Annotated in this window: 14 protein-coding genes and 1 tRNA gene; 7 read left to right on the forward strand and 8 right to left on the reverse strand. The window is 38.7% G+C overall.

From position 1 onward, the window contains the following. The 7 genes from HMPREF1321_RS04255 to cls form a co-directional block, all read left to right on the forward strand. On the forward strand, window positions 1-336 hold a 336-nt coding region (locus HMPREF1321_RS04255), incomplete at its 5' end, for a Type 1 glutamine amidotransferase-like domain-containing protein (RefSeq protein ID WP_034575683.1). After that, on the forward strand, window positions 329-913 hold the full coding sequence (locus tag HMPREF1321_RS04260; protein WP_009421526.1) for a zeta toxin family protein: 585 nt from the start codon (window positions 329-331) through the stop codon (window positions 911-913). The genes HMPREF1321_RS04255 and HMPREF1321_RS04260, both read left to right, overlap by 8 nt. Next, on the forward strand, window positions 900-1,055 hold the full coding sequence (locus tag HMPREF1321_RS11850) for a hypothetical protein (protein WP_157461784.1): 156 nt from the start codon (window positions 900-902) through the stop codon (window positions 1,053-1,055). The genes HMPREF1321_RS04260 and HMPREF1321_RS11850 overlap by 14 nt, the downstream gene beginning before the upstream one ends. Window positions 1,056-1,233: 178 nt before the next feature. After that, complete coding sequence (locus HMPREF1321_RS04270; RefSeq protein WP_002681990.1) at window positions 1,234-2,064, forward strand: 1,4-dihydroxy-2-naphthoyl-CoA synthase; 831 nt, start codon at window positions 1,234-1,236, stop codon at window positions 2,062-2,064. A 21-nt stretch (window positions 2,065-2,085) separates the two neighbouring features. After that, window positions 2,086-2,505: a phosphoheptose isomerase gene (locus HMPREF1321_RS04275; protein WP_009421521.1), complete on the forward strand. Its 420-nt coding sequence runs from the start codon at window positions 2,086-2,088 to the stop codon at window positions 2,503-2,505. Window positions 2,506-2,574: 69 nt separating this feature from the next. Next, window positions 2,575-3,348, forward strand: a complete 774-nt coding sequence (locus tag HMPREF1321_RS04280; protein ID WP_009421520.1) for a (Fe-S)-binding protein — start codon at window positions 2,575-2,577, stop codon at window positions 3,346-3,348. Beyond that, window positions 3,345-4,796 (forward strand): cardiolipin synthase, encoded by a 1,452-nt coding sequence (gene cls, locus HMPREF1321_RS04285; protein WP_009421529.1) that lies wholly within the window; start codon window positions 3,345-3,347, stop codon window positions 4,794-4,796. The genes HMPREF1321_RS04280 and cls overlap by 4 nt, the downstream gene beginning before the upstream one ends. Window positions 4,797-4,829: 33 nt before the next feature. Here cls and HMPREF1321_RS04290 read toward each other — a convergent pair. From HMPREF1321_RS04290 to HMPREF1321_RS04325, 8 genes are all read right to left on the reverse strand, one after another. Then, window positions 4,830-4,900: transfer RNA gene (locus tag HMPREF1321_RS04290), tRNA-Gln, on the reverse strand. 271 nt (window positions 4,901-5,171) lie between these two features. Further along, window positions 5,172-5,627 carry a DUF1640 domain-containing protein gene (locus tag HMPREF1321_RS04295; RefSeq protein ID WP_034575687.1) on the reverse strand — a complete coding sequence of 152 codons (456 nt, stop codon included), beginning with the start codon at window positions 5,625-5,627 and terminating at the stop codon, window positions 5,172-5,174. Between the two features lie 57 nt (window positions 5,628-5,684). Next, on the reverse strand, window positions 5,685-7,328 hold the full coding sequence (locus tag HMPREF1321_RS04300) for an Ig-like domain-containing protein (protein WP_009421522.1): 1,644 nt from the start codon (window positions 7,326-7,328) through the stop codon (window positions 5,685-5,687). Window positions 7,329-7,993: 665 nt separating this feature from the next. Then, window positions 7,994-9,169 (reverse strand): M50 family metallopeptidase, encoded by a 1,176-nt coding sequence (locus HMPREF1321_RS04305; protein WP_009421519.1) that lies wholly within the window; start codon window positions 9,167-9,169, stop codon window positions 7,994-7,996. Then, on the reverse strand, window positions 9,169-10,998 hold the full coding sequence (locus tag HMPREF1321_RS04310) for a prenyltransferase/squalene oxidase repeat-containing protein (RefSeq protein ID WP_009421527.1): 1,830 nt from the start codon (window positions 10,996-10,998) through the stop codon (window positions 9,169-9,171). Before HMPREF1321_RS04310 ends, HMPREF1321_RS04305 begins: the two co-directional genes overlap by 1 nt. Window positions 10,999-11,002: 4 nt before the next feature. After that, window positions 11,003-12,169: a hypothetical protein gene (locus HMPREF1321_RS04315; RefSeq protein ID WP_009421525.1), complete on the reverse strand. Its 1,167-nt coding sequence runs from the start codon at window positions 12,167-12,169 to the stop codon at window positions 11,003-11,005. 57 nt (window positions 12,170-12,226) lie between these two features. Beyond that, complete coding sequence (locus tag HMPREF1321_RS04320) at window positions 12,227-12,493, reverse strand: hypothetical protein (RefSeq protein ID WP_009418941.1); 267 nt, start codon at window positions 12,491-12,493, stop codon at window positions 12,227-12,229. A gap of 267 nt (window positions 12,494-12,760) precedes the next feature. Beyond that, on the reverse strand, window positions 12,761-13,651 hold an 891-nt coding region (locus tag HMPREF1321_RS04325), incomplete at its 5' end, for a hypothetical protein (RefSeq protein WP_009421524.1).

The following is a 13,651-nucleotide window of genomic DNA, read 5'->3' on the forward strand; positions in this document are numbered from 1 at the left end:
ATTGAACAAATTAATAATGGAAAGTTGTACATAGGTACTTCAGCAGGTTCTGTCATTGCCTCTCCTACTGTTGAATTTGTTAGTGATATGGACGAAACAAAAAAAGCCCCTGAACTCACTGATTATTCAGGATTACATTTGGTAGATTTTTACCTTTTACCTCACTATCTGAATTTCCCTTACAAGGAAGCTTCTCAAAAAGTAGTAAATGACTATTCACAGAGAATAGATTTGCGACCTATTTCCAACAATCAAGTAATTACCGTTTTAGGTGATGAAATAAAAACACTTGAAAACCCAAACGAGCAGCAAAGAAATAGTTTTAATGATGTCTAAGCTCCCAAAACTCTATATCATAGCAGGTTGTAATGGTGCGGGAAAAACCACTGCTTCCTTTACTATTTTACCCGAAGTACTTGGTTGCAAAGAGTTTATCAATGCCGACGAGATCGCTAAGGGGCTATCACCTTTCCAGCCAGAGTGTGTCGCCGTACAAGCAGGTAGAATTATGCTCGCTCGTATGGACGAACTATTGCAAAAAGGAGAAACTTTTGCCTTCGAAACTACTTTGGCTACTAAAAGCTATAAGCAAAAAATAGAATGGGGGCAAGCTAATGGCTATGAGGTTACCTTTTTGTTCTTTTGGTTACGTAATGTAACAATGGCAAAAGAGCGGGTCGCTCAGCGCGTTTCCGAGGGAGGGCATAGCATTCCCTCTCAAACCATTGAAAGAAGGTATTATAACGGTATTGCAAATCTCTTTACTATCTATATTGATATGGTAGATATTTGTTATATATTTGATAATTCAGAGGGAAGAAAGGAACTTATAGCTCAAAAGGAAAGGCATAAAGGTATCATAATTTATAACAACGACAAGTTTAACTTAATGAAAAATAATGATGAAAGATAAAATAACTAAGAAAGAGGGTCTAAAAGATAAACTTTTAAAAGGTTTAGACCTTGCTTATGAGCGAATGATTGTTGAAAAGCGCAAAAAACAACAGAAAATAGTAGTTTGGAAAGAAGGTAAAATCGTAACTATCAACCCATAGTTGAACAGCCTTTTTGCAGTTCCCTTAATAGCTATCTTCACCGAACGATGAGCGAAGGATAAGCGAAGGAAAGTCGGCGAGCTGGCGCAGCCGAGTATGTGACGAACGATGACCGAAGGGAAGTCGTCAATTAAAAAATATTTGTACATTTGCACTCTAAAAGATAAAATACATAATTGTGAACTGGATAACCGTAAAAGAATACGAAGATATTACGTATAAAAAATGCGACGGGGTGGCGCGTATCGCCTTCAACCGTCCTGAGGTGCGCAATGCGTTTCGCCCTAAAACCACCGCTGAACTCCTCGATGCCTTCAAAGATGCTTACGAGGACATCAATATAGGCGCCGTATTGCTCTCTGCCGAAGGCCCTTCTCCTAAAGATGGCGTGTGGAGCTTCTGTAGTGGGGGCGACCAAAAAGCCCGTGGTCACCAAGGCTATGTGGGCGACGATGGCTATCATCGCCTCAATATCCTCGAGGTGCAACGCCTTATCCGTTTTATGCCCAAGGTGGTGATTGCCGTAGTCCCTGGTTGGGCTGTGGGGGGCGGACATTCATTGCACGTAGTCTGCGACCTTACCCTCGCTAGCAAAGAGCACGCTATCTTTAAGCAAACCGATGCCGATGTAACGAGTTTCGATGCCGGTTATGGCTCTGCCTACCTTGCCAAAATGGTGGGACAGAAGAAAGCGCGCGAAATCTTTTTCTTAGGGCGCAACTATTCTGCTCAAGAGGCTTTCGAGATGGGAATGGTAAACGCCGTAGTCCCTCACGATGAGCTCGAAGCTACAGCTTTTGAGTGGGCGCAAGAGATAATGGCCAAATCGCCTACCTCTATAAAGATGCTTAAGTTCGCGATGAACCTCACCGATGACGGTATGGTAGGGCAACAAGTGTTCGCTGGCGAAGCCACTCGCCTTGCTTATATGACCGATGAAGCCAAAGAAGGACGTGATGCCTTCCTCGAAAAACGCAAACCTAACTTCGAAAAGAAATGGATTCCTTAACAATTTGCTAATTCAAATATTATGACTGAAAAATTAACACTACAAGAAGATGCTCAAGGCAATAAAAATCCTATATTGCCAGAGGGAGTGAAAAACTACCTCATCGATATTGATGGCACGGTAGGCGAGGATATCCCCAATGAAGAACCCGAGCGTATGGCTACTGCCGAAGTATTTCCCGATGCTCTAGCACAAGTAAACAAATGGTATGACGAAGGTCACGTGATTTACTTTTTCACCTCACGTACCGAAGCACACCGCGAAGTTACCGAGCAATGGCTCAAAAAGCACGGTTTTAAGTATCACGGCATCATCTTTGGCAAACCTCGAGGAGGCAACTATCATTGGATAGACAATCACATCGTAAAAGCCACCCGCTATAAGGGCAAATTCACCGATTTTGTCCTCAAAGAAGAAACCGTAGAAGTGTTTAACGATTAGTGCGAGCTTGTAGCTCGTGCCTACCCCGTTTGATAACTCTGATAATATCACAAACTTTATTACTATAGTATGATCCCAACAATGGCAGAACTCTCAGCTCGTGGCGAAACCCCCGAGGTACTCTTCTGGGTAGGCTGTGCTGGTAGTTTTGACGACCGCGCCAAGCGCATTATCAAAGCCTTTGCTCACCTCTTGCAAAAAGCAGGGGTGCGCTTTGCCGTACTCGGCACCGAAGAGAGCTGTACCGGCGACCCTGCCAAGCGTGCAGGTAACGAATTTCTCTTCCAATTGCAAGCAATAACGAATATCAAAGTGCTGAACAGCTACCATATTACTAAGATAGTAACCGCTTGCCCACACTGTTTCAACACTCTTAAAAACGAATATCCTGCCTTAGACGGACACTATGAAGTCGTCCATCATACCGAATTGCTCAAAGCTTTGGTGCAGGAAGGCCGACTTACTATTGAGGACGGTGCTTTTAAAGGGAAACGCATCGTCTTTCACGACCCTTGTTATTTGGGCAGAGCCAACAAGGTGTACAATGCCCCGCGTGAACTCTTACAAAAACTCGATGCTGATTTGGTAGAGATGAAGAGTTGTAAGGCACGTGCTCTTTGTTGTGGAGCAGGAGGCGCTCAGATGTTCAAAGAAGCTGAAAAAGGCGATAAGGATATCAATGTTTTGCGCACTGAGCAAGCCCTTGAAGTGCACCCCAATATCATCGCTACCGCTTGTCCGTTTTGCAACACTATGATGACCGATGGTATAAAGACAAAAAACAAAGAAACACAAGTAAAAGTATACGACATCGCAGAATTACTTGACAATAGTGAAAAATGAAGTTCCTTCTGCTCTATGAAATCCTCTACGTCCTACTGATAATCGCTATTTGTTTGCGCATCGTGTGGGACACCCGTTCGGTGAGTAAAGCCTTAGCGTACTTGCTCTTGGTTATCTTTGTGCCTATATTGGGAGCTATCTTTTACTTCTCATTTGGTATCAACTATCGCAAGCATAAAATATACCACAAAAAGCTCACTATCGACCAATCCTTTCGTCAGCGATTAGAACATATCTATCCGCAGATACGTGCCCATCTAAACTCGCTTGATACTGCCATCATCGCCCCTTATGAAAAGAGTTTACGCTTCCTCTCGAACATAGAAGAACGCCTATCTATTATCCCTAACGAAGAGGTGAAGGTGATATGCAATGGCGAAAACCTCTTCCCTGAACTACTCGACGCCCTACGCGCAGCAAAGCACCATATTCATATAGAGTATTACATCTACGAGAATGACCACATAGGCAATGCCATTAAAAATATCCTTATTGAGAAAGTGCGAGCAGGGGTAGAAGTGCGCTTTATTTATGATGATTTCGGAAGTCAGGGCATTCGCAAGAATATAGTAAAAGAACTCTTAGCCAATGGTGTGCCTGCTTTCCCTTTTTACAAAATCAACTTTGTAAAACTCGCTAACCGTATGAACTACCGCAACCACCGCAAGATAGTGGTGGTGGACGGTTATACCGCTTTCGTAGGAGGCATCAACATCAGTGATAAGTACAACAACGATGAACCTAATGCTCTCTATTGGCGGGATACTCACCTAAAAGTACGAGGTTACTCAGCTCACGTATTGCAAGCGGTATTCTTACAAGATTGGAATTTTTGCAGTGAGGAAAACGTAGCTATCGATGCACCTTACTTCCCCATAGTCACACAACCCTACCCTACCGATTATTTTACACAAATCGTCTCTAGCGGTGCAGATTCTGACCTATCTAACATTCTCTTCGCTACCGTACAACTCATCTACGCTGCCAAGCGTGAAATCCTGATTACCACTCCTTATTTTATTCCCGACACTTCGCTACAAGAAGCTCTTATCATTGCGGCACTTAGCGGGGTAGAAGTGAAATTACTTGTACCAAAAGAAGGCGATTCGGTGTTTGTGCATACGGCTAGCGAATCGTTTTTTGAAGAACTACTAAAAGCAGGGGTAGAAATCTACCGATACGAAAAGGGCTTTGTACACGCCAAGACCTTTGTGATAGACGGCGAAGTAGCGTCAGTAGGGACAGCTAACCTCGATGCGCGGAGTTTCGACCTTAATTTTGAAGTGAATGCCTTAGTGTACAACAAAGAAGTTGCAAGTGATTTGCGCAGGATTTTCTACAAGGATTTGGAAGACGCAAGTTTGTTAAGGTTAGAAGCGTGGGAAAAGCGAAGTAAGTTCAAACAGCTTATAGAACGTATCGTGCGGTTATTTTCTCCCTTCTTGTAAAACAAAAAAGGCTTCCTTATAGGAAGCCTTTTGTTGGTCTACTAGGACTCGAACCTAGAATAACAGAACCAAAATCTGCTGTGTTACCATTACACCATAGACCAATCACATTTCATTTTTGCGGTGCAAAGGTACTGCTATTTTTCTAATCTGCAAATTTTTTAATAGTTTTTTTACGAAAAATATATTAAAAACATATAAAATACTTTATAATTAAGCAGTTAATCACAGTTCTCTTCTGATAGTATTCTATTTTTTAACGAGTAAAAGCACTGAATCTTTTCCATTCTTCTTTCGTATTCCTTCATCTGAACTACACTCACTAAAAAGCCTCATTGCTGTGCAATGAGGCTTTTTTTACAATATTTATTATTATTACCTATTAAAATAAAGTGTTAATATCAGAATTACTAATGAAGTAAAGAATCCTATAAGCCATTGTATAAAAATACGATTCATCTTAGCAAAACCGTCTTTCATTTCATCTTGCAAATCTGCTCTTAGTGCCACAATCTCAGTACGCAATTCAGCAATATTTTGTTTGTATTCAGAGCGTAGCTCTGCAATATCTTGCTTGAGTTCTGAGCGCAACTCTGTTATCTCAGTATGTAACTCTGCAACATCTTGCTTGAGTTCTGAACGCAATTCGGCTATATCCATTCTTATTTCTGCTATTTCTTTATGAAATTCTGTTTTGGTTACTAAGTTATCAATATTTGCCTTTACGCGTTCATCAGTAAATTTAGAAAGATAACTGGCTAATGCTGCAGCTCCTTCCTTACCTATTTTTTCACTTACGGTATCGTATAATTGTATGAGTTCAGTTGTCATAATTCTGTGTGTATTATTTTCGGGCAAAGATAATAATTTTTATCTACATAGCAAATGCTAATTATCAATTTGCCAAGTTTCTTCTACTTCCCAGTTGGCGCGGAGCTCTATGAGTTGCGGGAAATACCAGACTCGCTCGGGCTGGCGTTGTTCAAGGAAACTACCTGTGTCCCACTCTCGATTAGCATTCTTGTCTTCTATCAGCCGTAAGCGGAACTTACTGGGGTTTACGTTCTCGAACACATATTGCTCTTGTGGTTTTTCAACATAAAGCTCTCGCACTACCTCGGTAGCTTTTTCGTTGGTGAGTTGCAAAATAACAGGGTATTGCAGGGTCTTCTCATCGGTGTTGAGGTGTAGCTTAAAAATGGCTACTTCTTCGAGTTTTTTGGTATGTAGGTTTACTTTTAGCGTATCGTTCGTATGTCCAAAAAAGTCGATGAGCGCATTAGGAAGTGCTTCTATGCGGTAGGTCTCGTCGTTCTTTTTATCGAATAGCACATAGTATTCTAAACGATTAGGCGCTAATTGTGTTTTAAACGGAACAGCTACTGCCGTAGAATCTTTGCCTGCAAATACTTTTAGCTTAGTGCTATCGGTCTTTACTATGGGGATATTACTCCTAAAACCAAAGTCTTTGTACATCGGCAAATCACCTGAAAAAAGGTTCTCTATCTGCAAACTGTCGTTCTTCATTTCCTTTATACGGACTTTAAACGTATCAATTTTTTTCTGTTTTGCTACTGTAAATACCAAAGAATCCTTCTGTTTAGGGCTATACCACAGGTTAAGCGTATCTTTCTTAGGGTCTTTGGAGACGATATACTTAAAATCTTTACTCACCGGTGATATGGGCTTGATGTTCACACTATCGGTTTTACCTTCGAAGCCAAACTGTATGTGGTTGCCCGCCACTTGTGTAGGACGGTGTGCTTTATAAGGAGGTACTTCTTTAAACAAGCGCAATTTGGGGTAGAACCCCTGTGGATTCCCCTTCAAATCGGCGACAGTGATAGGTTCTTCCATAAAGGCAATTTTGTCGTCTTTGGGATTGAACAGATAGTTCGCACTCTTCTCTTTCAGCGCAATGAGCTTGTATTTGCCTTCTTTAAGGTATTCGAGCACAAAGCTATCGAGGCTATCGAGCGTATTGGTGACGTAAGTAGGTTGCGTTTTGTACACGAGCGAATCGTTATACTGCTCATTATAAGGGTAGAGCATCACCGTTACAAAGTTATCGGGTTTAGGGGCAATGGCATCGGCAATATCACCTTCATACCAAAGCGAGTCAAGCGCATCGCCAGTGGAAAACACGTATTTAAAATCGGACAAAGGATTACCTTCGTTGTAATCCTGAATGCTATTGCCGAAGTTCAGCACGTAGGTAGTATTGGGTTTTAGGGTATCGATAATGTTTATTTCCAACCATTTCGAAGCTGAAGTAGGCGAAATAGTAGGGAAGGTTTTCATCGGGGGGGAGATGATAAGCTGTTTGCGCACGTCTTTGGTAACCACAAACTCATCGAACTGCAAACGTATTTTCTTGCCGTGGAACTTCATTGCTCCCGACCTTGGCACCGACTGCAAAAGGACAGGTGCGGTAGTATCTTTGGGACCTCCTGTGGGCGAACCACGACGGGCGCACTGCCACAGCAGTAAGGCGATGAATATAGTGAGCAATATGGGGAATCTATGTTTCATATAATAAGTTACAACGTAATTTTCGGCAAAAGTAGTAAATAATTAGTGAATTGGCAAATTCAGGAAATAGAGCATTGGCAAATCTATCCATTAATAAAAATGTTAATACTTGTTAAATGCTTGCATTTTCTTCAGATTTAAGAGCTGAGTATCTTAAAACTTTTTAAAAACTATAAATATATAATAGTCAATATATTGTCTTTATTTTTATATTTTACTTTTTAGCTACTTTAACCGAAGGTAAGACGAACCTAAGGCGAATCTAAACCGAAGCTAAGGCGAAGGAAAGGCGTTAGAAAACTGAATATCAGATGGGTAAAAAAGGCTGAAATTTTTTGAACAAAATGCAGGTAAAAGTGGTTTTTTAACAAAAAAACCGCAAAGTATTTCATCTGCAAATTGTCTATTCTGTTAATTAGAAATTATTCTTACCTTGTTCCTCACAAGCTTTTCATTATTCAAACATTCAGTTTTACCTTTTAACTATGACGCTTTTGCCTTTAGAAAAACACTTTATTAAATATGTTTTTGATGAAACTGAACAAATAGCCAATCTCTGCTTATTAACGAGAAAAACCTCAAAAAGAAAGTGAGACTTGTAAGTAAAATTAGAGAGAAAATTATTTGTCGTTAGAAAAGTTCCACTAAAACCTGATAATTAAACCCTAACCTCTTTTCTTCAACATTCCTTTTAAAAAGCTGAACAACAAATAGAAGAATAACATTGGTACAATCAACTCACCAAATGATACCAAACTAATGGTAGCGTCCTTATTACATAAACTTTTAAGGAAATGATACAAGTTCTGTGGAAAGTTTAATATAGAATGTGGGTTTTTAAATAGTACGTAATACACAAACAGTACAATAAAACTATAGCTTACTAAACCGTAGACTAATAAGAGAAAATCTATTTTCGTCCACTGTACCTTTTTACCTTTGATCATTCTAAAAATATCACCTATTTTGCGGAAAGAGTGTTGCAAAAGGTTAGGTTTGTTAGTAATATCTGAGAGTATCCAATAGCCATCGCTTCTGAGAAATGGATTGAGGTTAAAAAAAGTATGTAAACAAACAATAATAGCAATGAGAGTCAGACTTATTTGTCCTAACAATAACCCTACTAATGAGAGCAAAGTACAGAAAATGATTTCAAAATACATTCCTGCACAATTTACTACCACCCGTTGCCATTTTTTGAGTCGCCATACATCAGTAACATCGGCAAAATAAACGGGAGTAAATAGGTAGAAACCACCGCCAATTCCTCCGTGTTCTGCTCCAAAATGGCTTGCTGCAGTAGCGTGCCCCAATTCGTGAAAAGTAACACTTATAGCCATTACCACCAAAAAGAAAATAACACTTTCTTGCACTTTAAAACTCTTATAGCCGTCTAAAAGTAAATAAAGCTCTGTACCTATCACCATTGCACAGACGAATAAGATAAGCCAAGCTATTTTCTTACGAAAAAGAAAATGTAGTGAAGGGGTGATTTTGGCAATAAAACGCTTGCTAAAAATGATAAAACTCAGTTTGAGATAGGAAGGTTTTTGATAAGGTTTTAGTTGTTCTTCTTCGCCTACTAAGAGTCCATACTTTGAGAGTTTGTCGTAAAAAAGAAAGTGCAGAGCGCTTACCGTAAGTTTCTTTTCAGATTGCTGGTTGTGTAGTTCACATATCTCTTGAAGAGAGCGCTCATTGTCTATGAGTGAAAGGAGGTTATAAGTGTCTTTATTGATTTTCAAATAATGCTTATGCAGAGTGTTACATAGAATAAACTCGTTATCACTGAGTTTATTGAAAGTAATAGAGGGATTAATATGTGGAATTTTGTTTTGCATTAGAAGCAAAGGGCTTTAAGAGCGTAAGCAGTAGTGAGTGTCTCGCTTTTATAAGGTTCGTACACTTTAGGTTTGATAAAGTTCATAGCTTCCCACCCTCCTGAGATATTTTGAGTAGCAAGCAATTGTTTTTGTAGGATTATAGCAGTTTCATCAGTGTTGAGCCCCACTGTTTTTAAAGTGAGTAAAGCCAATGCTATAGAAAGGGGTTCAGTAGGTATATGGGTTTTGATATAATTGACAGCACGCTGTATCTGTTTTGTATATTGCTCACCAAAGCATTGTAACAAGCGCACACAAACGTAGGTACCGTAATAATTGCCGTAATACCAACGACTCTCCCAATAACCTTCTTCTTTTTGTTGAGAGAATAAATAACTAATTCCTTTTTGGATAACAGACAAATAGGCTTTTGGGTCATAAAGATAGAGCGCATACAAGAAGTTAGCTACTACCTCCACATCGGGACCTGTCCCCCATTTGCTTTCGTTGAAATACTGTTGCTTTTGCTGTAGAGGTGTTAGGTTGTGCTTGGGGAGTATCCACGTTTCAATGCCCCCATTCGCACAACTTCTACTATTGATAGCCGTATCAATAGCTTTTTGACACTGCTTAGCAATCTCATCTTTTTTGCCAATATGAATAAAGAACTGCATTATTTGCGCCAAATCGTCAATATCAGGAGCTATTTCTTGTACGGTGGGGAAGTATTGCCAAGCACCTACTTCGGGATTGATACGCTCCATAAAGAAGTGGTATTCCTCCTCAAAGAAAGATGTAATGGGCAACTGGTATCTTTGAGCAATAGTGTACAAGCAATCGTCTAATAGTGCACGCTGAAAAGTATCGGAAGTATGTACCTGACAAGTATTTTCAAAGCCTTCGGCATTACCTAAGTACATAGTATGTTTCAGTTCAGCGTAATGCTGGCGGAAATCTTGCTCTATAAAATCCAAGCCTTTGTGTATGCTCTCTTCTTTTACTGCCGAAAAATTGAAAAAAGGGGCAATGTTTCGTTCTTTTTTAAGAGCAAGAGTAGTTTTTAGCACAGCCAAATAACCTTCGGTAGTTTCCAAATAGCTTTGGATAGTGCTAATCATCTGCTCAATAGTTTGCAACCACCCGCTGGGAATATTCAGCTCAGTTACTACAGCTTTTGCCTTTTCAAACTGCACAATAGCTTCTTTCAGCAAGTCTTGCCCCACGCCTTTTACAAACAAATATTTATGAAGAGTGTTAGGCTCGTGTTGTTCTCCTGTAAAATCTACCTTTTGTTGCAACTGATAGACCGCCCAATTGAATTGCCCACGGCGTACATCACGTGCAAAATCCTTTACATCGTCATAGAGCTGAAACCCTACTGAAAAATAGCGATGCGACAATAATAATTTTTCGTACACAACCTTGTTTTGAGTGTTGCTTTGTACCCAAAGGCTATCTATAGCTATTTTGCCAAAAGCCGACTTGTCATCTGCTAAGCTACTGTATTGTTCAAACGATACCTCAGAGGTAGTAAGCAGGCGCTTTTCGGTTTGTATAGCCTTAAAGTACTCCTCTTTACGCTGTTGCCAAAGCCCCCAAAAAGGCGATTTATAACCGTAAATACTCGTGAGAATTTTAATTGTTTCCTCTTGCAAGGCAAGCATTTCCACCAATGCTTTTGTATCGCCCTCATCTACTAAGGCGTCTAAACAAAGTACTGCATTGTAATAGGTATAACCCGCTTTGCAGAGCAAGCGCAAGGTTTCAGCACTTACACTAGGAAAATAAGCGTGAAACAACGCAGGGTAATGCTTATAAAACTCTGGAGACTTCTCGGTAGTGGGCATAAGGCTAAAAATTAGATATCACGCGGTGTTCTTTTGTGTTGTGGGTTTTATTGATAAAGTTGCGCATTTCATTGGTAAGAGGCAATTGGTTTTGAGCCTCCCAAAACTCCTTGTTATAAGGCACCTCTAATTTAAACAGTTCTTTTTTACCATTTACATTGGCTTTAAAAGTACTAAGATCTGAAAAAGGGTGAGTAACAATGAGCTCGAAACTTACATCATATACTATTCTTTCACCTTGTGTGTAGAGTTCTACCTTTTGAGTCATTACTCCATTAGAAATAAAATACTTATTATTCTTAGAATCTTTTTCGCATTTCTCTCTCAGATAGTAATCAATAGCTCTATACTTTCCTGCTAACTTTTTAGTAAAAGGTATTTTGTCAATCACTTTAGGATTGATTTTATAAAGACGTTCTTTGATAGCATAATCATCAGTACTGATGATAAAATGACCTATTCCTTTTTTGTAATCCTCTTCATTTTTAGAGGTATGACTTACCTGATGATGTGTTTCATCTATGACTTTAAGGTATGAAAAACGGTACTCCTTTGGATCTAAGAAGAAGTAATTACTATACCAATCAAAAAGACCATCTAAGGAAAGAAGTTCAAAATCATCTGCCCGTAATCCTTTCTTTTCTATACCGAACTTCCTCATATTGAGGATCTGAAAAGCATATTCTTTTTTCACACCAAACAATTTATCTCGTTTGATACGCCCACTGAAATCTTCTATTTTCACGAGTTCACCATTGCGTTTGAGGATACAACGCAAGAAGAAATCTTCAACAAAAGGTTCCATAGGATAATTAATGCTAGCGTGATTATAGGCTTCTTGTATAATGTTTTTGTTGGAAAGGGTTAATTCGTCTAACTGAAAAGGTTTTGGGGTAAGGTACAAGGTGTCTTTTGTACGACTCAGCGCTTTGAAAGTAGTTCTGAGGGTTTCATAGCCTAACATTTTGATAGTAATACTATCATTAGCAGAATAGAATACAAAAAGCCCGTCGTCATTAGTGATAGTATAGTTGCTCGCATTATGGATAGTAGCAGACCGTAAAGGAACTTTGGTATCTTTATCTACAAGATATTTAGAGATATTGTTTTGTGAAAAAGATAATGTTATAATAAAAACACATATAAAAAAAGTGAATATATTTTTTTTCATAAGCCTTATTTTGCTAGAAAAGACTACTCATAAAAGAGTAGTCTTTTATTTAGAAATTTAATGAATCTCTAAATCGGCGGTTATATCCACTCCTTCAGGTGTTACCTGATGTTGTGGATAAGTTAAGGGACCATAATTCTCTAAAGGAACATCTTCTCCTGTTTGAAGATTCCATCCTCTATCAGCTCCTTGAACCCCTCCTTTCCAAGTGGTGCCAAACCACCCCATTTCATAGCGTTTTTCAAGTTCTTCAACTTCAAACGCATTTACTAAGGCTTTTTCGTCAAGTTCGCAAACTTGCTCTTTGTTGAATTTTGTTTCCATAGCTATTTGTATTTTTAAAATGGAAAATCAAACCTTCTTTGGGTAAGGCATCGGTTACTTCCTTTTTCTGGCACAAAGATATATATAAAAAAAATACGTGTCAATAAGCAAGTGTAATTTTAACAAAACTTTAACTATACTAACATTATAAATCAATACGTTACAATCTTTGTACTACAATTCCTCCTTTAAACTGTTAATTTTTTTTGAGGTGATTGAGGTATTGAGAAATGCTTTTTGCTTATTGAAGCTTTAGTATTCTAACAGTTAAAAATTAGAAATTACACGGTATTCTTTTGGGTTGTGGGGTTTATTGATAAAATCGCGCATTTCATTGGTAAGGGGGAGTTGGTTTTGGGTCTCCCAAAATTCTTTGTTATAGGGCACCTCTAATTTAAACAGTTCTTTTTTACCATTTACATTGGCTTTAAAAGTACTGAGGTCTGAAAAAGGGTGGGTAACAATGAGCTCGAAACTTACATCATATACTATTCTTTCTTCGCCTACATATCCTTCTACTTTTGCGTTAACTATGGCATTGGCTATAAAATACTTGCCTTTTTTAGCATCTTTCTCAAGCTTATCTTTACAATAATAATCAATAGTTCTATACTTTATAAAAGGCTTTTTAGTATAGGGTATTTTATGAATAGTTTTAGGGTTGGTTTTATAAATACGTTCTTTAATAGCATAATCATTAGTATTGATGATAAAATATCCTATTGATTTTTGATAATCATCTTCGCTTTTAGGTGTATATTCTATCTTCTGATGTTGTTCATCTACAGTTTTAGGTCGTGAAAAATGATAGTTTTCTTGATTTAAAAATAGAATATTGCTCCACCATTGAAAAACATCATTTAAGGAAGGGATATCGAAATCGTCTGCTCGCATACCTTTCTTTTCTATACCAAATTTACGCATATTTAGCAATTGAAAGGTGAAATTTTTCTTGACTCCTAATAATTTATCGCGTTTGATACGCCCACTGAAATCTTCTATTTTCACGAGTTCACCATTGCGTTTGAGGATACAGCGCAAAAAGAAATCTTCGGCAAAAGGTTCCATAGGATAATTGGTGCTAGCGTGATTATAGGCTTCTTGTAGTATGTTTTTGTTAGAAAGGGTTACTTCGTCTAACTGAAAAGGTTTTGGGGT

It is taken from the genome of Capnocytophaga sp. oral taxon 412 str. F0487 (assembly GCF_000271925.1).
Classification (GTDB): Bacteria; Bacteroidota; Bacteroidia; order Flavobacteriales; family Flavobacteriaceae; genus Capnocytophaga; species Capnocytophaga ochracea.